Annotated in this window: 16 protein-coding genes; 6 read left to right on the top strand and 10 right to left on the bottom strand. The window is 68.2% G+C overall.

Annotated features, from left to right (window positions below):
- Positions 1 to 154 precede the first annotated feature (154 nt).
- Both E9536_RS05935 and E9536_RS05930 read right to left on the bottom strand, forming a co-directional pair.
- Complete coding sequence (locus tag E9536_RS05935) at positions 155 to 1,672, bottom strand: cytosine permease (RefSeq protein WP_230942786.1); 1,518 nt, start codon at positions 1,670 to 1,672, stop codon at positions 155 to 157.
- A gap of 202 nt (positions 1,673 to 1,874) precedes the next feature.
- Entirely contained in the window at positions 1,875 to 2,522 is a 648-nt protein-coding gene (locus tag E9536_RS05930) for a glutathione binding-like protein (RefSeq protein ID WP_027789417.1), read from the bottom strand.
- A 104-nt stretch (positions 2,523 to 2,626) separates the two neighbouring features.
- On the opposite strand from E9536_RS05930, the gene E9536_RS05925 reads away from it, so the two are divergent.
- Complete coding sequence (locus tag E9536_RS05925) at positions 2,627 to 3,745, top strand: pyruvate dehydrogenase (protein WP_136469483.1); 1,119 nt, start codon at positions 2,627 to 2,629, stop codon at positions 3,743 to 3,745.
- A gap of 18 nt (positions 3,746 to 3,763) precedes the next feature.
- On the opposite strand, the gene E9536_RS05920 is transcribed toward E9536_RS05925, so the two are convergent.
- Positions 3,764 to 4,219: a MarR family transcriptional regulator gene (locus E9536_RS05920; protein ID WP_027789419.1), complete on the bottom strand. Its 456-nt coding sequence runs from the start codon at positions 4,217 to 4,219 to the stop codon at positions 3,764 to 3,766.
- 173 nt (positions 4,220 to 4,392) lie between these two features.
- On the opposite strand from E9536_RS05920, the gene aceE reads away from it, so the two are divergent.
- Positions 4,393 to 7,077, top strand: a complete 2,685-nt coding sequence (gene aceE, locus E9536_RS05915) for a pyruvate dehydrogenase (acetyl-transferring), homodimeric type (protein WP_136469482.1) — start codon at positions 4,393 to 4,395, stop codon at positions 7,075 to 7,077.
- 56 nt (positions 7,078 to 7,133) lie between these two features.
- Here aceE and E9536_RS05910 read toward each other — a convergent pair whose 3' ends face one another.
- Genes E9536_RS05910 through E9536_RS05900 form a run of 3 tightly spaced genes read right to left on the bottom strand, consistent with a single transcriptional unit; the run spans position 7,134 to position 13,079 of the window.
- Entirely contained in the window at positions 7,134 to 8,657 is a 1,524-nt protein-coding gene (locus E9536_RS05910; RefSeq protein WP_136469481.1) for an efflux transporter outer membrane subunit, read from the bottom strand.
- Positions 8,654 to 11,827 carry a multidrug efflux RND transporter permease subunit gene (locus E9536_RS05905; RefSeq protein WP_136469480.1) on the bottom strand — a complete coding sequence of 1,058 codons (3,174 nt, stop codon included), beginning with the start codon at positions 11,825 to 11,827 and terminating at the stop codon, positions 8,654 to 8,656. Before E9536_RS05905 ends, E9536_RS05910 begins: the two co-directional genes overlap by 4 nt.
- Before the next feature lie 13 nt (positions 11,828 to 11,840).
- Positions 11,841 to 13,079 carry an efflux RND transporter periplasmic adaptor subunit gene (locus E9536_RS05900; RefSeq protein ID WP_136469479.1) on the bottom strand — a complete coding sequence of 413 codons (1,239 nt, stop codon included), beginning with the start codon at positions 13,077 to 13,079 and terminating at the stop codon, positions 11,841 to 11,843.
- Positions 13,080 to 13,159: 80 nt separating this feature from the next.
- Between E9536_RS05900 and soxR the strand changes: the two genes are divergently transcribed.
- Positions 13,160 to 13,639, top strand: a complete 480-nt coding sequence (soxR, locus tag E9536_RS05895; protein ID WP_027789424.1) for a redox-sensitive transcriptional activator SoxR — start codon at positions 13,160 to 13,162, stop codon at positions 13,637 to 13,639.
- A 54-nt stretch (positions 13,640 to 13,693) separates the two neighbouring features.
- Here the strand turns inward: soxR and E9536_RS05890 are convergent, their stop codons facing one another.
- Positions 13,694 to 14,455, bottom strand: coding sequence for an SDR family oxidoreductase (locus E9536_RS05890; protein WP_136469478.1), 762 nt, complete (start codon positions 14,453 to 14,455; stop codon positions 13,694 to 13,696).
- Positions 14,456 to 14,563: 108 nt separating this feature from the next.
- On the opposite strand from E9536_RS05890, the gene E9536_RS05885 reads away from it, so the two are divergent.
- Complete coding sequence (locus E9536_RS05885; RefSeq protein ID WP_060349773.1) at positions 14,564 to 15,475, top strand: LysR family transcriptional regulator; 912 nt, start codon at positions 14,564 to 14,566, stop codon at positions 15,473 to 15,475.
- Between the two features lie 22 nt (positions 15,476 to 15,497).
- On the opposite strand, the gene E9536_RS05880 is transcribed toward E9536_RS05885, so the two are convergent.
- Positions 15,498 to 16,151, bottom strand: a complete 654-nt coding sequence (locus E9536_RS05880) for a TetR/AcrR family transcriptional regulator (RefSeq protein WP_027789427.1) — start codon at positions 16,149 to 16,151, stop codon at positions 15,498 to 15,500.
- Between the two features lie 148 nt (positions 16,152 to 16,299).
- On the opposite strand from E9536_RS05880, the gene E9536_RS05875 reads away from it, so the two are divergent.
- The gene (locus E9536_RS05875; protein WP_027789428.1) at positions 16,300 to 17,592 is read left to right on the top strand and encodes an NAD(P)/FAD-dependent oxidoreductase; all 1,293 of its coding nucleotides are present in this window, start codon (positions 16,300 to 16,302) and stop codon (positions 17,590 to 17,592) included.
- 44 nt (positions 17,593 to 17,636) lie between these two features.
- Positions 17,637 to 18,035: a DUF3331 domain-containing protein gene (locus E9536_RS05870; protein ID WP_059697653.1), complete on the top strand. Its 399-nt coding sequence runs from the start codon at positions 17,637 to 17,639 to the stop codon at positions 18,033 to 18,035.
- A gap of 17 nt (positions 18,036 to 18,052) precedes the next feature.
- Here E9536_RS05870 and E9536_RS05865 read toward each other — a convergent pair whose 3' ends face one another.
- Entirely contained in the window at positions 18,053 to 19,381 is a 1,329-nt protein-coding gene (locus E9536_RS05865) for a dicarboxylate/amino acid:cation symporter (protein WP_060173516.1), read from the bottom strand.
- Between the two features lie 226 nt (positions 19,382 to 19,607).
- Positions 19,608 to 21,359, bottom strand: coding sequence for a gamma-glutamyltransferase (gene ggt / locus E9536_RS05860; RefSeq protein WP_059685979.1), 1,752 nt, complete (start codon positions 21,357 to 21,359; stop codon positions 19,608 to 19,610).
- Positions 21,360 to 21,582: the final 223 nt, after the last annotated feature.

Below are 21,582 nucleotides of genomic sequence, written 5' to 3'. Positions count from 1 at the left end.
CCTGCCAGCCGGGCAGGCGTTTTCGTTTGCGGCGACGGCACGTGGGAAGTTGCGGCCGCCTCCTGTCGCAATCACACGCCCCGAAACGACGTGCCGCCGGCGGCTCTCCCGCGCGGCGGCATCGTCATTTGCACAGCGCTGCACCACGCGCCGCTCAATATCCCTTCGGCTGGATCGCCGGCGCGCCGTTGCCGCGCGCCGCCTGCGTGCCGCCGCGCACGAAGCGGCGCCCGTGCGGGCCGTACACGCCGTCCGGTTCCGGGTACAGCGTCAGCAGCGCGAAATACAACATCCCGCCCATCACCAGCGACACCGGCACGCTCAGGTCGAGCCCGCCCGCGAGGTTGCCGAGCGGCCCGACGAACTGGCCCGGCAGGTTCACGAACGACAGCCCGACGAACGCGGCCGGCAGCCATGCGCCCATCGCGCGCACGTTCCAGCCGTGCGTGAACCAGTAATGGCCGCCGTGCAGCCCGCGGTTGAACACCTGCAGGTCGTCGGCGAGATAGTGGCCGCGCCGCGTCACGTAGCCGATCACCATGATCGCCATCCACGGGCAACTGAAGGTATCGATCAGTGTCGAGAACGTCGCGACGCTTTCGACGAGGTTGAACCAGAAGCGGCCGACGAAGATGAACGCGATCGCGATCGTGCCGATCAGCAGCGTCGCACGCACGCGATTCAGGAGGCGCGGGAACATGCTCGACACGTCCAGGCCGGTACCGTACAGCGCGGTCGTGCCGGTCGACATCCCGCCGATGATCGCGATCAGGCACATCGGCAGCAGGAACCAGCGCGGCGAGATCGCGAGCAGGCCGCCGACGTAGTCGTTCGACGCAATGAATGCGGGCGCCTTCGCCGCGATGATCGTCGCGGTCGCGAGGCCGAAGAAGAACGGCACGAAGGTCGCGATCTGCGCGGCGAACACGGCGCCCATCACACGATGCTTCGGCGTGTGCTGCGGGATGTAGCGGGCCCAGTCGCCGAGCGTCGACGCGAACGACACCGGGTTGCTCAGCGCAACCAGCACCGCGCCGACGAACGCGGCCCAGAAGCCCGCGCTGCCCTGCTGCACCGTGCCCGCGTAGTTCATGTCGAACAGGCCGGCGAACGCGAACAGGCCCGCGACGAACAGCACGCTCGCGGCCCACACGGCGATCTTGTTGACCCACAGCATGAAGCGGAAGCCGTAGATGCAGACGATCAGCACGAGCACCGCAAACACCATGTACGCCGCACCGAGCGTGAAGCCGTTGACCGGCACGCCGACCATGTTGTGCGCGCCGCCGACGAGCGCGTCGCCCGAGCTCCACACCGCGAGCGAGAAGAACGCGATCGACGTGAGCAGCGCGAGGAACGAGCCGACGATCCGGCCGTGGATGCCGAAATGCGCGCCGGACGACACGGGGTCGCTCGTGCCGTTGCGCGGGCCGAACAGGCTCATCGGCGCGAGGATGCAGGTGCCGGCGAGCACGCCGAGCACGATCGCGCAGACACCCGCCTTGAACGACAGCCCGACGAGCACGGGAAAGCTGCCGAGCACCGATGTGGAAAACGTATTGCAGCCGCCGAACAGCAACCTGAACAGATCGATCGGCCGCGCATAGCGCGATGCATCGGGAATGCGCTCGAAACCGAACGATTCGACCTGCGTAATCCTGCCTTCACTCATTTGTCTCCAGCTCCTCTCGTGCATCTGTACGGCCCGGGACTGCGGCGATACGACACATCGTCATCGATTCGCGGCCACTCTAAACCGGATTGCACGGCGCAAATATCACGCATTCGAGACGTTTACGACGAAGGAGAACAATGTTTCCCGGCAGACCGGCGGCCGGCGCCCGCGCCATCCGTACGGCGCGGGCGATGCGACGTCAGTTCGCGCGTTCTGCCGCAGGTGCGCGGCATGCGATCAGGCCCCGCTGAACGGCTTGCCGCGCCTCGATACCGGCGAGCCAGCGCTCGACGTGCGGGTAGCCGGCGAGGTCGAGATCGAGCTCGGCCGCCGTGCGCAGCCACGGGAACGCGGCGATGTCGGCGATCGAGTACCGCGACGAAGCGAGATACGCCGATTCCGCCAATCGGCCGTTCACGACGCCATAGAGACGCCGCGCTTCGTTCCGGTAGCGCTCGAGCGCTTGCGCATTGACCGTCTTCGACGCATGCAGGAACCACCAGAGCTGGCCGAGCATCGGCCCGATCCCGCCGATCTGGAAGTGCAGCCATTGCTGCACCGCCGTGCGCTCGGCCAGCGTTTCCGGATGCAGAAAGCGCGTCTTCGCGGCGAGATAGCCGAGGATCGCGCCGGACTCGAACACGGTCAGCCCGGTGTCGTGGTCGACGATGGCCGGGATCTTGCCGTTCGGGTTGATCGCGAGATAAGCCGGGCTGCGCTGCTCGCCGGCGGACAGGTCCACGTGCACGCGCTCGTGCGCGAGCCCGGCCTCCTCCAGGTAGATCGCGATCTTGTGCCCGTTCGGCGTGTCGGCCGTATAGAACGTGAGGGAATGCGTCGAAGTCATGTCGGTCCTTGTCTTCCGGTTGTCGTTGCAACTACAATCGTTGCAATTGCAATCCTATGCCGGAACCGACGCCCCGGCGACATGCCAATACTGGAAGGAGGGACATGCAGACTGCGCAATCCGGTCCGCCCGTGCGGACGCCCGACACCCGCCGCGCCGCGGCGGCCTGCCTCGAAAGGCTGCTGACGCAGCGGCTCGCGCCGCGTGGCCGTGCGGTGTCGCCGCTCGGCGCGATGCGCGCGGCCGCCGATTGCCTCGAACGCGATGCGGCGACAGCGGAACACGTCTGGATCGTGCGAGCCGACACGCGTGCGCCGTTGGCAGACGCGGGGGCGCATCGCCGCATCAGCGCCTGGCCGCTGCGGTTTCTCGATGCGCGCAAGCGGTTCGAGCGGCCGCTGCTGTACCTGCTGCATGCCCGCGCGACCGACCGGCTGCGGCTGGCGTCGATCGAAACCGTCGACCGCGGGATCTTCGTGAACGATGCCGAAACGCTCGCGTCGTCCTGGCCGAAAGGCGTGACGCCCGACGTCCCGCACTGGCTGGCCGCGAACCCCGCGTGCACGCCATACGATCCGGCCTCGGGGCATGAGGCGATCGCGATCCTGCGCCACGCGCTGCGGGCGCTTTACGTCGCCGGCCACCCGGGGTTCTGCTACCTCGCGAGCCACGACGACCCCGTGCCCGATGCGAAACCGCTGTCGGCCACCGCTGCTCGCGATGCGTTCAGCGGCATGGTGCGGGCCGGCCGGCGGGCGGCGGCCGGCGCGGCCGCCCGGATCCGGCTGTGCGGCGCGGGCAGCACGCTTGCACAGGTGCAGGAGGCTGCCGATCTGCTGCGCGACGAATGGCACGTCGATTCGACGATCTGGAGCTGCCCGAGCTACACGCAGCTCGCCCGCGACGGTCACGCGGCCGACCGGTGGAACCTGCTGCACCCGCACGACGAGCCGCAGGTCGCGCATGTGCGCCGATGCATCGGCGACAGCCGCACGCCGGTGCTCGCCGTGACCGGCTATGCGCGGCACGTCGCCGCGCAGATCGGCGCGTTCGTCCCGGCCCGCTTCGCGGCGCTCGGTGCGGACTCGGCGGGCCCGGACACCGGCGCACGCGCGCCCAATGCGCGCTGGATCGCCGCGGTCGCGCTTCGCCTGCTGGCCGACGACGGCCGTGTGCCTGCCGACTGGGCCGTGCAGGCGATGCGCCGCCACGCGAGCGGCTGACGCGCCGGCGGGCCGCCGCTACTTCGCGTCGGCTGCCGCCTCGCGCGCCGCGGCGGTCGCACGGTCGAGCGCGGCGGCCATCGCCGCCTGCTCCTTGCCGCCGAACTGATCGAGGAAGAGTTCCGCGACCGTCGACTGGTACACCTTCCACATCTTCTTGCGCAGCGTGCGCCCCTTGTCGGTGATGCTCGCGTACGCGGCGCGGCCGTCGTCCGCCGAACGGGCGCGCGTGACGAGCCCTTCCTGCTCGAGCCGGTCGACCAGCCGCGTGAGGTTGTAACGCTCGATCGCGAGCACGTCGGCCAGCTCGTGCATCCGGCGCGTACCGTCGGGCCCGCTCTCGAGCCCCCACAACGCGTCGTACCACGCATACGCCGGCAGGCCGGCAGCCGCGAGGCGGCGCTCGATTTCGCGAATCATCGTCCGGTGCGCGCGGACGAACGAGAACCACAGATCGGGTTCGGGTGCGCTCATGTCAGGTCGTTCCTCTCATTGAATTGCAGTTGCAATTAAATTTTACCTCGATAACAATTGCCCCCATACGATTGCAATTGCAATTACCTGCCCGCCGATCGACGGGCGTCCCGTCGCGCGATGCGGCGCCACGACCGCCGCCCCGCGCAGCCTTATGCTTCTGGAGACATTGCATGACCGCACCTCTCGCGCTACCCGACATCGACCCGCAGGAAACCCGCGAATGGCTCGATGCGCTCGAATCCGTGATCGCGCTCGAGGGCCGCCCGCGCGCGCATTACCTGATCGACCGGCTTTCCGACCTCGACGCGGCGCGCCACGGCGACCTGCATGGCCGCGTGACGACCGCGTACGTGAACACGGTGCCGCGCGAACGGCAGCCGGCCTATCCGGGCGATCTCGCGCTCGAACGGCGCCTGAACGCGATGATCCGCTGGAACGCGATGGTGATGGTGCTGCGCGCCGGCCGGCATTCGAACGTCGGCGGCCACATCGCGACCTACCAGTCGGCCGCGGTGCTGTACGACGTCGGTTTCGATCACTTCTTCCGCGGCCGCACCGATACTTTCGACGGCGACATGGTCTACATCCAGGGCCATTCGGCGCCCGGCATCTATGGCCGCGCGTACCTGGAAGGTCGCATCACGGACGCGCAACTCGACAACTTCCGCCGCGAGACCGGCCGCGAAGCGGGACGCGACGGGCTGTCGTCGTATCCGCATCCGCGGCTGATGCCGGATTTCTGGCAATTCCCCACCGTGTCGATGGGGCTCGGGCCGCTCACGGCCGCGTATCAGGCGCGCTTCATGCGCTACCTCGAATATCGCGGGCTGAAAGCGCATCAGGGCCGCAAGGTCTGGGCATTTCTCGGCGACGGCGAAATGGACCAGCCCGAATCGCTCGCCGCGATCTCGCTCGCCGGGCGCGAACGGCTCGACAACCTGATCTTCGTCGTCAACTGCAACCTGCAGCGTCTCGACGGCCCGGTACGCGGCAACGGCAAGGTCATCCAGGAACTCGAAGGCACGTTCCGCGCGGCGGGCTGGAACGTCGTGAAGGTGATCTGGGGCGGCGGCTGGGATCGCTTGCTCGAACGCGACACAACGGGCCTGCTGCGTCAGCGCATGATGGAATGCGTCGACGGCGACTACCAGACCTTCAAGTCGCAGAGCGGCGCGTACGTGCGCGAGCATTTCTTCGGCAAGTATCCCGAACTGCTCGAACTCGTCGCCGACCTGTCCGACGACGACATCTGGAAACTCGCGCGCGGCGGCCACGATCCGGAAAAGGTGCATGCGGCCTATACGCTGGCGATGCATGCGGACGGGCGGCCGACCGTCGTGCTCGCGAAGACGGTCAAGGGCTTCGGAATGGGCGAAGCCGGCGAAGGCCAGAACGTGAACCACCAGTTGAAGAAGATGAGCGCGGATGCCGTACGCGCGTTCCGCGACCGCTTCGCGCTGCCGGTCAGCGACGCGCAACTCGACGACCTGCCGTACCTGAAACCCGAACCCGGCAGCGCCGAGGCGCGCTACTTCGCGGAACGCCGCGCCGCGCTCGGCGGTCACGTGCCGGCCCGCTTCAGCGAAGCGACGCCGCTGCCGGTGCCCCCGCTCGCCGCGTTCGACGCGCAGCTCAGGGACAGCGGCGAACGCGCGCTGTCCACGACGATGGCGTTCGTGCGCATCCTCGGCACGCTGCTGAAGGACCCGGCGCTCGGCAAGCTGGTCGTCCCGATCGTGCCGGACGAATCCCGCACGTTCGGGATGGAGGGGCTGTTCCGCCAGATCGGCATCCACTCGCATCTCGGCCAGCTCTACACGCCGCAGGACGCGGGCCAGCTCAGCTACTACCGGGAAGCGAAGGACGGGCAGATCCTGCAGGAAGGCATCAACGAATCGGGCGCGATCGCGTCGTGGATCGCGGCCGGTACCGCCTACAGCAACCACGGCCTGCCGGCGATCCCGTTCTACATCTTCTATTCGATGTTCGGGCTGCAGCGGGTTGGCGATCTCGCGTGGGCGGCCGGCGACGCGCGTACGCGCGGCTTCCTGCTCGGCGCGACGTCGGGCCGCACGACGCTGATGGGCGAAGGGCTGCAGCACGACGACGGGCACAGCCACGTGCTGTCGTCGGTGATTCCGAACTGCGTGTCGTACGACCCGACCTATGCGTACGAACTCGCGGTGATCGTGCGCGACGGCCTGCGGCGGATGTTCGCGGAACAGGAGGACGTCTACTACTACATCACGCTGCTCAACGAGAACTACCCGCATCCGGCGCTGCCCGACGGCGCGGAGGACGGCATTCTCAAGGGCCTCTACCTGCTGCGCGAAGGCGCGTTGCGCGCGGCCGACGTGCCGCACGTGCAGTTGATGGGCAGCGGCGCGATCCTGCGGGAAGTGATCGCCGCGAGCGACCTGCTCGCGCAGGACTTCGGCGTGTCGAGCGACGTGTGGAGCGCGACGAGCCTGAACGAGCTGCGCCGCGACGGGCTGGCCGCCGAACGCTGGAACCTGCTGCATCCCGACGAGGCGCCGCGCGTGCCGTACGTGCAGCAATGCCTCGACGGCCGCACGGGGCCGGTGGTCGTCGCGACCGATTACATGAAGATCGTCGGCGACCAGATCCGTGCATTCGTCGACGGCCGGCGCTTCGTGTCGCTCGGCACCGACGGCTTCGGCCGCTCGGATACGCGCGACGCGCTGCGCACGTTCTTCGAGGTCGACCGGCACTTCATCGTGGTCGCGGCGCTGAAGGCGCTCGCCGACGACGGCGCGATCCCGCGTGCGCGCGTCGGCGAAGCCATCCGGCGCTACAGCATCGACGTCGACAAGATCGATCCGGCCAGCGTGTAGTCACGCGGCGCGCGGCAGGCACGATTGCGCCGGCCTGCCGCGCCGCCTTGCCCGCGCTACTGCCCCGACTGCGCGAGCGGGCCTTGCGGCCCCTGCCCCGTTCCCGACGGCCAGCCGCCCGCAAGCGCCTTGTACAGCGCGACCGTCGACGCCGCACTGCGCATCCGCCCGTCGGCCGCCGCATCCTGCGCCTGCAGCAGCGTGCGTTGCGCGTCGAGCACTTCGTAGTAGTCGATCGCGCCCGCCGAAAAACGCGCCTGCGCCAGTTGCGCGGCACGCGCGCTGTCGGTCGCGGCCCGCACGAGATGATCCGTCTCGTCACGCGTGCGTGCCGCACGCAGCAGCGCGTTCTCCGTTTCCTCCAGCGCCCCGAGCACGGTCTGCCTGTATTGCGCGAGCTGCCCGGCCGCTTCCGCATCGCTCGCGGCGATCCGTGCGCGCACGCGGCCGACGTCGAGGAACGACCAGTCGATGCCGAGCGCGATCAGGTTCGTATCGCTGCCCGCACGGAAGAACCCGTAGCTGCTCGTCGCGCTGCCGAGCAGGCCCGACAGCGTGAAGCGCGGAAACAGGTCGGCCGTCGCGACGCCGACGCGCGCGGTCGCCGCGTGCAGCCGCGCCTCGGCGGCCGCGACGTCGGGCCGGCGCCGCAGCAAGTCGCCCGGCGTGCCGGGATCGATGTCGGCGGCCAGCATCGGCAGCGGCACGGGCGTGCCCGCCGATGCGGCGGCCTTCGGGAGATCGAAGCGGCCGATCAACGCATCCGGCGTCTGCCCGGTCAGCACCGCGAGCCGGTGCTCGTCGACGCCGATCGCCGCTTCATACACGGCGATCCGCGACGTCGTCGATTCGTACTGCGCGCGCGCCCGCGCCGCATCGAGTTCGGAACCACGCCCCGCGCCGACGCGCGCATTGATCAGCGCGAGCGTCTGCTTCTGGTTGTCGGCGTTCTCGCGTGCGATCCGCAGCCGCTCCTGCGAGCCGCGCAAGTCGACGTACGTGCTCGCCACCTCGCCGGCGATCGCGACGCGCACCGCGCGCACGTCCGCCGCGCTGGCAGCCGTCTCCGCGCGCTGCGACTCGATCGAACGACGCACGCGGCCGAACAGGTCGAGTTCCCACGCCGCATTGATCCCGACGCTGGACGTCGGCGTATCGCGCTGGCTGCGCGGCGCCCCGAACGCCTGGTCCTTGCTCATCAGCTGATGGCCGATCTTGCCGCTCGCGGTGATCGTCGGGTAGCGGTCGAACGTGGCCTGCGACAGCAGCGCATTCGATGCGTCGTAGCGCGACACGGCGACCTGAAGATCCTGGTTCGCCGCGAGCGCCGTGTCGATCAGCTGCGTCAGCTGCGGATCGCCGAAACCGCGCCAGAACGCGGCATCGGCATCGGCCGACGCGTCGGGCGGCGTATCCGGCGTCTTGCCGGACGGCAACGCGTCGCGCTGCGCCGCCGGATGCGCGTCGCGGGCAAACCGCTCGGCGGTGGCCGTATCGGGCCGCCTGAAATCGGGGCCGACCGCGCATGCGGCGAGCGTCACCGACATCGCGAGCGCGGAAAAACGGAAAGCGGCGCTCATCGGTTTTCTCCTTCGAGGGTGCCGTGGTGTTCGCTCCACACGGCCGGCGTGCCGCCCGCGAGCTTGCGGATCGCCACATAAAACACGGGCGTCAGGAACAGCCCGAACAGCGTGACGCCGAGCATCCCCGCGAACACGGTGATGCCGGTGGCAGCCCGCACTTCGCTGCCCGCGCCGCTGCCGATCAGGAGCGGCACCGAACCCGCGATGAACGCGACCGACGTCATCACGATCGGACGCAGCCGCAGCTTGCACGCTTCCAGCGCGGATTCGATCACGCCCTTGCCCTGGATTTCCAGCTCGCGCGCGAACTCGACGATCAGGATCGCGTTCTTGCACGCCAGCCCCATCAGCACGACGAGCCCAACCTGCACGAACACGTTGTTGTCGCCTCCCGACAGCCACACACCGAACAGCGCCGCACAGATGCACACGGGCACGATCAGGATCACCGCGAGCGGCAGCGTCCAGCTCTCGTACAGCGACGCGAGCACGAGGAACACGAGCATCACCGCGAGCGGGAACACGACGATCGCCGCGTTGCTCTGCGTGACCTGCTGGTAGCTGAGGTCGGTCCACTCGAGCACGATCCCCGGCGGCAGCACGTCCTTCGCGATCTGCTGCAGCTTCTCGATCGCCTGCGACGACGACATCACCTTCGGATCGGCGTCGCCGATCAGGTTGGCGGCCGGATAGCCGTTGTAGCGGACGACCGGGTCGGGCCCGTACGCGGGCGCCACCGTCACCATCGAGCCGATCGGCACCATCTCGCCCTTCGCGTTGCGCGTGCGCAGGTTCGCGATGTCGGCGGCCGTCTGCCGGTGGCCGGCATCCGCCTGCGCCATCACGCGGTACACGCGGCCGAACAGGTTGAAGTCGTTCACGTACATCGAGCCGAGATAGACCTGCAGCGTGCTGAACAGGTCGGTCAGCGCGACGCCCTGCGCCTTCGCCTTCAGCCGGTCGACCTTCACCTCGAGCTGCGGGATGTTGGCCTGGTACGAGCTGACCGGGTAGCTCATCCCCGGCGTCTTCGCGACCGCGGCCTGGAACGCGGTGAGCGCGTTCTGCAATGCGCCGTAGCCGAGCCCGCCGCGATCCTCCAGGTACAGCGAATACCCCGAGCCGTTGCCGAGGCCCTGGATCGGCGGCGGCATCAGCGCATAGGTGATGCCGCCGCCGATGGCCGCGAAGCGCGCATTCAGGTCCGCGTTGATCTGCGCGGCGCTGCGGTGGCGCTGGTCGAACGGCTTCAGGATCACGTACGAGTTCGTGATGTTCGGCGTGTTCACGCCCTGCAGCGCGTTCAGCCCGGCAAACGCCGGCACCATCTCGACACCGTCGGTGCCGAGCGCGATCTTCGTCATCTGCTCGGTCACCTCGCTGGTGCGCGCCAGCGACGCGCCTTCCGGCAGCTTCGCGCCCGCGAACAGGTACAGCTTGTCCTGCACCGGGATGAAGCCGCCCGGCACCGCATTGAGCAGCAGCGCGGTCGCCCCGAGCAACGCCGCATAGACCGCGAACACCACCCCGCGCCGCTTCAGCGTGCGCGAGACGACGCCGTGATAGCGATCGGAGCTGCGGTCGAAGAAGCGGTTGAACGGACGGAACAGCCAGCCGAACGCGCGGTCGAGCCCGCGCGTGAGCGCATCCTTCGGCGCGCCGTGCGGACGCAGCAGCTTCGCGGCGAGCGCGGGCGACAGCGTCAGCGAGTTGATCGCGGAGATCACCGTCGAGATCGCGATCGTCACCGCGAACTGCCGGTAGAACTGCCCCGTGACGCCCGACATGAACGCCATCGGCACGAACACCGCGCACAGCACGAGCGCGATCGCGACGATCGGCACCGACACCTCGCGCATCGCCTGGTGCGCGGCGTCGCGCGGGCTCAAGCCCTGCGCGATGTTGCGCTCGACGTTCTCGACGACCACGATCGCATCGTCGACCACGATCCCGATCGCGAGCACAAGCCCGAACAGCGTCAGCGTGTTGATCGAATAACCGAGCAGATAGAGCCACGCGAACGTGCCGACCACCGAGACGGGCACCGCGACGAGCGGAATGATCGACGCGCGCCACGTCTGCAGGAACAGGATCACGACGAGCACGACCAGCACGACGGCCTCGATCAGCGTGTGCTGCACCGCGCGGATCGAATCGCGCACGAATACCGTCGGATCCCACACGGGACGGTACGCGACGCCGGGCGGGAAGCGCTTCGACAGTTCGTCGAACTTCGCATACACGGCCTTCGCGACTTCGAGCGCGTTCGCCCCTGGCGACAGGAAGATGCCGACCACGGCCGATTGTTTGTCGTTGAAGTACGAGCGCAGCGTGTAGTCGCCCGCGCCGAGCTCGACACGAGCAACGTCGGACAGCTTCACGACCTGGCCGTCGTCGCCGTTGCGCAGCACGATGTCGCCGAACTCCTGCGCCGTGCGCAGCCGGCCGCGCACGTTGATCGACAGGAGGAAGTCGTTTTTCTTCGGCGTCGGCTCCGCGCCGAGCTGGCCGGCCGACACCTGCACGTTCTGCTCGCGCACGGCGGCAATCACGTCGCTCGCGGTCAGCCCGCGCGACGCGAGCCGGTTCGGGTCGAGCCACAGCCGCATCGCGTAGTCGCCGGAGCCGGACAAGCCGACGTCGCCGACACCGGTCAGCCGCGACAGCTCGTCCTTCACGTGCAGCGTCAGGTAGTTGCGCAGGTACAGCGAATCGCGGCTGTTGTCCGGCGAATAGAGGCTCACGTACATCAGCGGCGTCGGCGACTGCTTCTGCGTGGTCACGCCGTACTGGCGCACCTCGTCGGGCAGGCGCGACAGCGCCTGGCTCACGCGGTTCTGCACGCGCACGGCGGCCGTGTCGGGATCGACGCCCTGCAGGAACGTGACGACGACCTGCAGGCTGCCGTCCGACCCGGCAACCGACTTCATGTACATGATGCCTTCGACGCCGTTGATCGCCTCTTCCAGCGGTTCGGCGACCGATTCGGCGATTTCCTTCGGGTTCGCGCCCGGGTACGTCGCACGCACGACGACGCTCGGCGGCACGACTTCCGGATATTCGCCGGCGGGCAGCATCGGAATCGAGATCAGGCCGATCGCGAAGATGACGATCGACAGCACGACCGCGAAGATCGGCCGGTCGATGAAGAATCGGGAGAAATCCATCGTATCGCTCCCGTCACTGCACGGCCGGCGCGCCGGCATCGGCGACGGCCTGCGTGCCGTTGCCCGATCCGTTGCCCGCGCCATAACCGGCACCAGCACCGGCACCGGCATCGGCGCGTACGGGCAGTGCCTTCGGCTTCACCTGCGCGCCCGGATAGTAGATCCGCTGCATGCCGTCGACGACCACGCGGTCGCCCGCCTGGATCCCCTTCTCGATGATCCGCTCGCCGTCCAGCCCGCGGCCGATCGTCACGTCACGGCGCAGCGCCTTGTCGCCGGGGCCGATCACATACACGTACTTGCGGTCCTGGTCGGTGAGCACGGCCTTGTCGTCGACGAGCAACGCATCCTGGTCGCGGCCGCTGACGAGCTGCACGCGCGCATACAGGCCGGGCGTAAACGCATGGTCCGCATTCGGCAGCCGGACGCGCGCGCGGATCGTGCCCGTCTGCGGGTCGAGACGGTTGTCGAGGAAATCGACGGTGCCCGCATGCGGGAAGCCCGTCTCGTTCGCGAGGCCCACGCGAACCGGATCGGCACCGATCGCGCGATGCTTCGGGTCGGCACGCCGTGCGTTGTAGCGCAGGTAGCTCTGTTCGTCGCAGTCGAAATACACGTAGACGGGGTTCTGCGACACGACGGTCGTCAGCAGCGTGTCGTCCGCGCGCGCCAGGTTGCCGACGGTGGCGACCGCGCGGCCGACGCGGCCCGCGATCGGCGCGCGCACTTCGGTGAAACCGAGATTGAGCTTCGCGTCGGCGACGGCCGCATCGGCCGCCTGCAGGTCCGCCCGCGCCTGCTCGGCCGTGGCGCGCGCGTTGTCGAGTTCTTCCTGCGACGTCGCATGCGCATCGATCAGCGTCTGCACGCGCTTGAGCTGCACGTTCGCGAGGCTCGCGGCCGCGCGGGCCCGCCGCAGCTGCGCGTTCGCGCGATCGAGTGCGATCCGGTACGGGCGCGGGTCGATCTCGAACAGCAGCGCGCCCTGCGCGACCAGGTCGCCCTCCTTGTAGGCGACGCGCTGCAGATAGCCGCTCACGCGCGGCCGCAGTTCGACTGCGTCGACCGCTTCGACGCGTCCGTTGAATTCGTCCGCGAGGCGGATCGTGCGCGGCGCGATGGTGGCAACGCCGACTTCGGGAAGGGCCGGGGCCGACGATGCGCCTTTGCCGTCGTGACAGCCCGACAACGCCAGCAGCAGTGCACAGGCCGCGCCCAAAGGCGACGTCCTGCGTAGGGATAAGGAGAGCATGATGCCTCGCGACGGGTTAAACTGCCGCGTAGCATAAAAGTTGAAGTTAACTTCAAGTCAAGCTTTCCCGGAGGGGTGTCATGGGTATCCAGGAAATCCCGCAATGGCCGCTGATGTCGATCCGCGAAGTGGCCGCGCGCAGCGGCGTGCCGGCGTCGACATTGCGGTTCTACGAGACGCGCGGGCTCATCAAGTCGCACCGCAACGGCTCGAGCCATCGCCACTATTCACGCGCGGTGCTGCGGCTGATCGCGTTCATCGTGTTCGCGCAGAAGATCGGCTATTCGCTCGACGAGATCGCCGAGCAGCTCGTCAGCCTGCCCGAGGACACCGCACCGAGCAACAAGGATTGGCAGCGGCTGTCGCGCGGCTGGAAGCAACGCGTCGCGAGCCGGATCGAGGAACTGCAGCGGCTCTACATCAACCTCGACGAATGCATCGGCTGCGGCTGCCTGTCGCTGAAACGCTGCAAGCTGACGAACCCGGAAGACCGCGCGGGCCGCAACGGGCCCGGCGCGCGGCGCTGGCTCGGCGATACGCCGCCCAAGGACCTCGAATGACCGGCGGCCGGGCGAGGCGCGCGATGCCGTGCCCGGCCGCCGGTACGAATGGCGTCACCCGACGCGCCAGCCGCCGTTCACCGCGATCGTCGCGCCGGTGACGAACGACGCGCGCGGTCCGGCGAGCCACGCGACCGCGTCCGCGATGTCGTCCGGATGCCCGGCGCGGCCGGCCGGCGTCTGCTCGCGAATCGTCGCCGCGATGGCCGGCGCGACGCCGCCGTCGCCGAAGAAGCGTGTGTCGGCGATATAGCCTGGCGCGACCGTATTGACCGTCGTGCCGCGCGGCCCGAGTTCGCGCGCCAACGCAACGGTGAACCCTTCGACGCCGGCCTTCGCCGCCGCGTACGCCAGGCCGCCCGGCAGCAGGCTGCCGGCGCGCGCCGCGATCGAGCCGAGGTTGACGATCCGCGCGTCGCGCCCGGCCAGGTGCGGCAGCACGGCCAGGGTCGTCACGAACAGGCTTTTCAGGTTCGCGTCGAGCACGGCATCCCACACGGTCTCGGCCTCGCCCGCCTCCGTGTCCGCGCTAACGCGGCCGGTCAGCCCCGCGTTGTTGACCAGCACGTCCACGCAAGGCCACTGCGCGACGATCGCGGCGACCGCCGCCTCAGCCTCGCGCCGCACGCTCAAATCACCGGCCTGCCCGATCGCCGCGGCGCCGAGACGCGCGACGGCCGCGTCCAGCCGCGCCGTGTCGCGCCCGACGATCGCGACGCGATACCCATCCTCCACCAGCCGCCGTGCGATCGCGAAGCCGATCCCGCTCGACCCGCCCGTGACGATCGCCGTCCGTTGCCGTTCACTGCCCGTCATGTCCTGCCCTCCCGAATGTTGACGATTGCCGACAGTGCAAGTCTGGGCGTGGTGAGGTGATAGGTAAAATACGAATTCGATGATCCATTGATACACGAGAGGTATCGCATGATCGATCTGCGCCAGTTCAGGCAATTCATCGCGGTTGCCGAGACGCTCAGCTTCCGGCGTGCGGCCGAGCGGCTGCACATGGCGCAGCCGCCGCTCAGCGCGGCGATCCGCAAGCTCGAGGACGAGCTGGGCGTCTCGCTGCTCGAGCGCGACAACCGCGGCTCGACGCTCACGCCGGCCGGCGAGGCCTTCCTGCTCGAAGCGCGGCGCGCGCTCGAACAGGCCGAACGCGCGGTGGCCGTGGCCCGCCGCGCGGGCGCGGGCCTCGGCGGCACGCTGCGGCTGCGCTTCGTCGACAGCACCGTCAACGCGCTATTGCCGCTGATCCTGCGGGCGTTCCAGGAACGCCATCCAGGCGTCGATTTCCAGCTCGAGGAAGGCACGACCGCCGAGCAGGTGCTCGCGCTGCGCCACGACCGCACCGACATCGGCCTCGTCGTGCTGCCGGTGGCCGACGCGGGCGACGTGCGCGTCGAGCCGCTGCTGCGCGACCGGATGGTCGCGGCGCTTCCCGACGGTCACCGGCTCGCGCGCCGCCGGCACATCGCGCTCGCCGACCTGGCGGACGACCCGTGGGTCATGTTCGCCGCGCACCACGGTCCCGGCATGCATGCGCTGATCGTGACCGCGTGCGCGCAGGCCGGCTTCGCGCCGCGCGTCGTCCAGCAGCCGCGCCAGATGCAGACGACGGCCGGGCTCGTCGCGGGCGGGATCGGCGTCGCACTGATGCCGCGCCTGTTCGTGCCGATGCAACCGAAAGGCATTACGTTCTGCGAACTGAAGGGTGCGGGCAGCCCGCTCGCGTACGAGCTGGCGATCGCGTACCGGACGCCATCGCCGCTCGTCGATGCGCTGCGCGAGACCGCGCGAAACGCGGTGCGCGAACTGGGGCTGGTTGCCGCGACGTGAGTGTGCGCGTGGCGCGCGGCGCTCAGTCGCCGACGAGGTTGAACGCGGCGTCGGTCACGGCACGCCGGAACGCGTCCGGCTGCGTGGGCAGCGACGTGAACTCCAGCATGATGTGGCTGTACGACACCGTGTTGCCGATCGCGCTCGCGATCATGAAGAACAGCACGTTCGGATCGACCGCGCGAATCGCGCCGGCCTGCACGGCGTCCGCCAGCAGCGGGAACATCACGTCGTAATACGGACGGACGAGCCGCTCCTGCAGCCGGTCGAGCCGCCCGCCCACTTCGGTCGCCGCCGTCGAGAAGAACATGCCCATGTCGGGTTCGTCGAACTCATGGTCGACGCACAGCTCGAGTGCGCGTCGCACGCGTTCGCGATGCGACAGCGGCGACGTACGCAACGCACGCAGCGCATCGAACATCGGCTCGGCGATCTCGACGATCTGCTCGACGACGGCCAGCCACAACGTTTCCTTCGTACCGAAATGATGGGCGATCAGCGCCGCGTCGATGCCCAGCTCGCGCGCGACCTCGCGCACGCTCGTCGCGTCGTAGCCCCGCTTCGCGAACGTACGGCGCGCAGCCCGCAATATCACGTCCGGTCCGACGGACGCCCCGGCCAGCGGCCGCCCTCGCATACGCCGCTTGCCCGGCGCGCGCTCAGTGACTTCAGCCACGTTTCCCTGCTCTCCTTGAATGATTCGAATGCGCCTGTTCCAGCCCCGCTTCAGCACCGCCGAAACCGCGTGATTTGCCCCGCTCCGTTGACACGCGAAGCCGGGAAGCGCTAGGATCATACCTTATTCATCACGTGATGATTTATCCATGGCAACCCCTACACGTATCGTCATCGTCGGCGGCGGGATCGCCGGACTGCAGCTCGCCACGCGTCTGGGCGAGCGTCTCGGCCGGTCCGGGCGCGCACAGGTCACCGTCGTCGACCGCAGCCCGACCCACATCTGGAAACCGATGTTGCACACGATCGCGGCCGGTACGCGCGACGTGCAGCAGCAGCAGGTGATCTTCCTCGCCCATGCCCGCGATCACGGTTACACGTACCAGCCCGGCGAACTGAAGGGGCTCGATCGCGCGCGGCGCCGCGTGCAGCTCGGCGAGATCCGCTCGCAGGACGGCGAACTCGTGCTCGACGCCCGCGAACTCGAATACGACGTGCTGATCCTCGCGCTCGGCAGCCAGGCCAACGATTTCGGCACGCCGGGCGTACGCGAGCACTGCTATTTCATCGACAGCCAGCCGCAGGCCGAGACCTTCAACGAAGCGTTGCGGATGCGCGTATTTCGCAGCATCGCGCGCGACGAGCCGTTCCGCGTCGCGATCGTCGGTGCCGGCGCGACCGGCGTCGAGCTTGCCGCGGAGCTGAGCCGCCTGCTGGAAGTGGCACAAGCCTATGGCGACGAAACGGTACGCGACCGGCTGCAACTCACGCTGCTTGAAAGCGGTCCGCGCATCCTCGCCGCATTTCCGCCGAAGATTTCCGCATCGGCACAGCAACGGCTCGAACAGATCGGCTTTCACGTGCTGACGTCGACCCGCGTCACGTCGGCCGACGCGAACGGCTTTCACTACGGCGACGGTTCGTTTGCGGAAGCCGACCTCATGGTGTGGGCGGCCGGCGTAAAGGCGCCCGATTTCATGCAGGCGCTCGGCGGCCTCGACACGAATCGCGCGAACCAGATCGTCGTCGGCCCGACGCTGCAGGCAACGGGCGACGAACACGTGTTCGCGATCGGCGATTGCGCGAGCCTGTTGCCCGACGGCCAGGAACGGCCGCTGCCGCCCACCGCGCAGGTCGCGACGCAGCAGGCCGAGCATCTCGCGAAGCACCTGCCCGCGTGGCTCGACGGCAAGCCGATGCCGCCGTTCGCGTTCCACGATTTCGGCGCGCTCGTGTCGATCAGCGACTACGACGCGTTCGGCACGCTCGGGCAGTTCGGGTTCTTTCGTGGCGGCTTCATCCAGGGGCGATTCGCGCAATTCAGCCACCTGATGCTCTACCGGCGGCACCAGCAGGCGCTGCACGGCTTCTCCAAGGCGAGCCTGCTGTGGATCGCCGAACGGATCAACGGCTGCGCGCGGCCGCGCATCCGCCTGTCGTGATGCCGCGCGTTGCGGTGCCGCGTAACGTTTCGAGGAAAACTGACATGAACAACCGTATCGCCCCCTGGCTCATGACCGTCGCCGCGATCGGCAGCTTCGACATGCCGTCCGTCTCGTGGGGCACGCCGCGGCGGCGCAGCGTCACGCGCGACCGGCTGCCGTCGTGGGACGCGACGAGCAAGCCGGCCATCAGCGTACTCGAGCGGCCCACCGCCGACACCGTGATGATTTCATGGCGCGACGCATGCACCGGGCACTACGGTTATCAGAAGTGGCGGCTTTTCACCACGCGCAAGCGCGGCGTGTGCGCGCTGTCGGGGCAGCCGATCGAGATCGGCGACAGCGTCTATGCGCCGCAATTGCTCGGCTCGACGCCGGGCAACGCCGCCGCGATGGTGCTGGCCGTGTGCATCGACGCGGCCCGCCCCGCCGAGGCGGCCTGAAGACCCGGGATACCGCTTCAGGCCGTGGTGACGCGATCCGCCTCGCGGGCCGCCTCGTTCATCCGTGCTTCGGCTTCCTCATCCAGCCGCGCCGCATTCGCTTCGGCTTCCGCTTCGGGCATCAGCTCGCCTTCCCATTTCGCGACCACCGCGCTGGCGATCGAGTTGCCCACTGCGTTCGTGGCCGAACGGCCCATGTCGAGGAACGTATCGACGCCGAGAATCAGCAGCAGCCCGGCTTCCGGGATGTTGAACTGGTGCAGCGTCGCGGCGATCACGACGAGCGACGCGCGCGGCACGCCGGCCATGCCTTTCGACGTCAGCATCAGGATCAGCAGCATCGTGACCTGCGTGCCGAGCGACAGGTGAATGCCGTACGCCTGCGCGATGAACAGCGACGCGAACGTGCAGTACATCATCGAGCCGTCGAGGTTGAACGAATACCCCATCGGCATCACGAAGCTCGAGATCTTGCGGCGCACGCCGAAACGGTCGAGCGCATCGAGGATCTTCGGATACGCGGCTTCCGAGCTCGCGGTCGCGAACGACAGCATGAACGCTTCCTTGATCAGCACCAGCAGCTTGAACACACGGCGGCCGAGGAACAGCAGCCCGGCGATGACGAGCGTGCCCCATAGCAGGAACAGGCTCAGGTAGAAATCGCCCATGAACACCGCGAACTTCAGCAGGATCGACAGGCCGTTGATCGCGACCGTCGACGCCATCGCCGCCAGCACCGCGAGCGGCGCGAGCTTCATCACATAGCCGGTAATCCTGAGCATCACGTGCGCGAGCTGGTCGATCGCCGCGACGAGGATCTTGCCGCGCTCGCCGAGCGACGCAAGCGCCACGCCGAAGAACATCGAGAACACGACGATCTGCAGGATCTCGTTGTTCGCCATCGCCTCGGCGATCGACTTCGGCACCATGTGACCGACGAAATCCTTCAGCGTGAACTTGGACGTCGCCAGATGCGCGGACGCGCCGATATCCGGCAGCGGCAACCCGAGGTTCTCGCCGGGCCGCAGCAGGTTCGCCATCAACAGGCCGAGCAGCAGCGAGATCAGCGACGCGGTGACGAACCAGCCGAGCGCCTTCACGAACACGCGCCCCACCGACGACGCGTCGCCCATGTGCGCGATGCCGACGACGAGCGTCGAGAACACCAGCGGGCCGATCACCATCTTGATCAGCCGCAGGAACACGTCGGACACGAGCGAGATGTACCCGGCGATCTCCGCCGCGGACTGCTTGTCCGGCAGTTGCGTATAGATCATGTAGCCGATCAGGATGCCGGCCGCCATCGCGAGCAGGATCCAGCCTGCCGCGGACATTCGTTTGTTCATGATGGAATTCGATGCACGGGAAGAAGTTGAAGGATGAAAGGCGCGCGTCCCGTGCCGTGCCAGGGAGCGTGCGTGGCGAGCCGGCCGTGCCCGGTGTGTCGGGCATCGGCGGCGGCGCCGGTCAGGCTCGCGGATGTCCGCGAACCGACGGACTGCCGCCGCAACGACGCTCGAGCAAGGGCGAACGTCGTCGGCGGCGGTTCATCTCGATGCCGACGGGATCGGGTCAGTAGCCGATTGCCGATCCGGCCGGACGACGCGGGTCGTTGTAGCCGTAGATGAAGCCGACACGCACGTTGCCGGACACGGACGAATCGTTCCCGGAACTCTGGCGGCTCGCGGCTTCGGTGCCCGGCAGGCCGACCATGATCAGCTCGGCGGCGCCCCACGGCGTCTGCTCGACCATCTTGTAGCCCATGTTGCGCAGGATCGCGAGCGTGTCGGGCGACAGGCCGTAGGTCTCGTAATAGACCTCGTCAGGCAGCCACTGGTGATGGATGCGCGGCGCGGTGACGGCATCCTGCGGCGTCATCCCGTAGTCGATCACGTTCAGCACCGTCTGCAGCGTGATCGTGATGATGCGCGACCCGCCCGGCGAACCGACCACCATGAACACCTTGCCGTCCTTCTTCACGATGGTCGGCGCCATCGACGACAGCGGACGCTTGCCCGGCGCAATCGAGTTGCGCGTGCCCTGCACGAGACCGAACAGGTTCTGCGCGCCGACCTTCACGGTGAAATCGTCCATCTCGTCGTTCAGGAAGAAACCCGTGCCCGGCGCGATGACCACGGCGCCGAAGCGGCCGTTGACCGTGTAGGTCGTCGACACCGCGTTGCCGTCCTTGTCGACGATCGAATAGTGGGTCGTCTCCGGCTTCTCGTGCACGCCGACGCCCGGCTGCACGTCCACCGACGGCGTCGCCGTATCGGCATGGATGCTCTTGCGGATCTGCGCCGCGTATTCCTTGCTCGTCAGCTTCGCGACCGGATTGTCGATGAAGTTCGGATCGCCGAGCAGCGTGTTGCGATCCTCGTATGCGTGCCGCATCGCTTCGGTCATGTAGTGGACCGCCGCGGCCGAGTGGTAGCCGAGCTTGCGCAGGTCGTACCCTTCGAGGATGTTCAGCGTCTCGCACATCGTCACGCCGCCCGAGCTCGGCGGCGGCGCCGACACGAACTCGTAGCCGCGATACGTGCACGTCAGCGGCGCCATGTCCTGCGCGCGGTAGGACGCGAAATCGGCGGCCGTGATCACGCCGCCCGCGCGCCTGGCCGCGGCCTCGACGATCTTCGGGATCTCGCCGTGATAGAACGCGTCGGGCCCCTGCTCCGCGATGCGCTCGAGCGTGCGGGCGAGGTCCTTCTGCACGAGGCGGTCGCCCGGCTGCAGCGGCGTGCCGTCCGGGCGGAGGAAGATGCGCGCCGCTTCCGGGTCCTTCCTGAAGCGCGCGACCGTCGTGTCGAGGATGTCCGTATCGCCGCGCGTCAGCACGAAACCGTCGCGCGCGAGCCGGATCGCCGGCTCCATCACCTGCCTGCGCGTCAGCTTGCCGTACTTGCGCTGCGCGAGATCGAGGCCCGCGACCGTGCCCGGCACGCCGACCGCGCGATAGCCGTACAGGCTGTCGTCGGGGATGACGTTGCCCTTCGCGTCGAGGTACATGTTCGCGGAAGCCGCGGCCGGTGCGGTCTCGCGGAAATTGATGAAGCGGTCGCGGCCGTCGGCCAGGTGGAGGGTCATGAAACCGCCGCCGCCGATATTGCCGCAGCACGAATTGGTCACGGCCTGCGCATAGCCGACCGCCACTGCCGCATCCACCGCGTTGCCGCCTTCCTTCAGGATGTCGACGCCGATCTGCGACGCGAAGTGCTGCGAGGACACGACCATGCCGTTCTTCGCTTCGACCGCCGGGTCCGACGCGGCGAACGCGCACACGCTCATTGCCGACAACAGGGTGAGTACTACGAGCCGCCTCATGACGGGATCCTCCAGACAAATAAACCGTGCCATGCCGGAATGCGACGCCGCATCGTCACGCATCGAAGCATCGAAGCATCGAAGCATCGAAGCATCGATTCGCGATGTAATGAACCGTACATTCCAGCGAGGCCGCGATCATAGCACTCGGTTTTTTACACCAAAACCTAGGGTTATCACTGAACCACGAACGAATATCAACCGGATGTTTTCTTTATCAATG

The sequence above is a fragment of the Burkholderia sp. LS-044 genome, from assembly GCF_004803625.1.
Taxonomy (GTDB): domain Bacteria; phylum Pseudomonadota; class Gammaproteobacteria; order Burkholderiales; family Burkholderiaceae; genus Burkholderia; species Burkholderia cepacia.
Note: the sequence above shows the minus strand (reverse complement) of the source record. Positions and strands in the feature narration are given on the sequence as shown.

Excerpts from the sequence above, each read along its gene's own strand:
- E9536_RS05935 (WP_230942786.1), bottom strand. The coding sequence starts at position 1,672 with ATGAGTGAAGGCAGGATTACGCAGGTCGAATCGTTCGGTTTCGAGCGC.
- E9536_RS05930 (WP_027789417.1), bottom strand. The coding sequence starts at position 2,522 with ATGACTTCGACGCATTCCCTCACGTTCTATACGGCCGACACGCCGAAC.
- E9536_RS05925 (WP_136469483.1), top strand. The coding sequence starts at position 2,627 with ATGCAGACTGCGCAATCCGGTCCGCCCGTGCGGACGCCCGACACCCGC.
- E9536_RS05920 (WP_027789419.1), bottom strand. The coding sequence starts at position 4,219 with ATGAGCGCACCCGAACCCGATCTGTGGTTCTCGTTCGTCCGCGCGCAC.
- aceE (WP_136469482.1), top strand. The coding sequence starts at position 4,393 with ATGACCGCACCTCTCGCGCTACCCGACATCGACCCGCAGGAAACCCGC.
- E9536_RS05910 (WP_136469481.1), bottom strand. The coding sequence starts at position 8,657 with ATGAGCGCCGCTTTCCGTTTTTCCGCGCTCGCGATGTCGGTGACGCTC.
- E9536_RS05905 (WP_136469480.1), bottom strand. The coding sequence starts at position 11,827 with ATGGATTTCTCCCGATTCTTCATCGACCGGCCGATCTTCGCGGTCGTG.
- E9536_RS05900 (WP_136469479.1), bottom strand. The coding sequence starts at position 13,079 with ATGCTCTCCTTATCCCTACGCAGGACGTCGCCTTTGGGCGCGGCCTGT.
- soxR (WP_027789424.1), top strand. The coding sequence starts at position 13,160 with ATGGGTATCCAGGAAATCCCGCAATGGCCGCTGATGTCGATCCGCGAA.
- E9536_RS05890 (WP_136469478.1), bottom strand. The coding sequence starts at position 14,455 with ATGACGGGCAGTGAACGGCAACGGACGGCGATCGTCACGGGCGGGTCG.
- E9536_RS05885 (WP_060349773.1), top strand. The coding sequence starts at position 14,564 with ATGATCGATCTGCGCCAGTTCAGGCAATTCATCGCGGTTGCCGAGACG.
- E9536_RS05875 (WP_027789428.1), top strand. The coding sequence starts at position 16,300 with ATGGCAACCCCTACACGTATCGTCATCGTCGGCGGCGGGATCGCCGGA.
- E9536_RS05870 (WP_059697653.1), top strand. The coding sequence starts at position 17,637 with ATGAACAACCGTATCGCCCCCTGGCTCATGACCGTCGCCGCGATCGGC.
- E9536_RS05865 (WP_060173516.1), bottom strand. The coding sequence starts at position 19,381 with ATGAACAAACGAATGTCCGCGGCAGGCTGGATCCTGCTCGCGATGGCG.
- ggt (WP_059685979.1), bottom strand. The coding sequence starts at position 21,359 with ATGAGGCGGCTCGTAGTACTCACCCTGTTGTCGGCAATGAGCGTGTGC.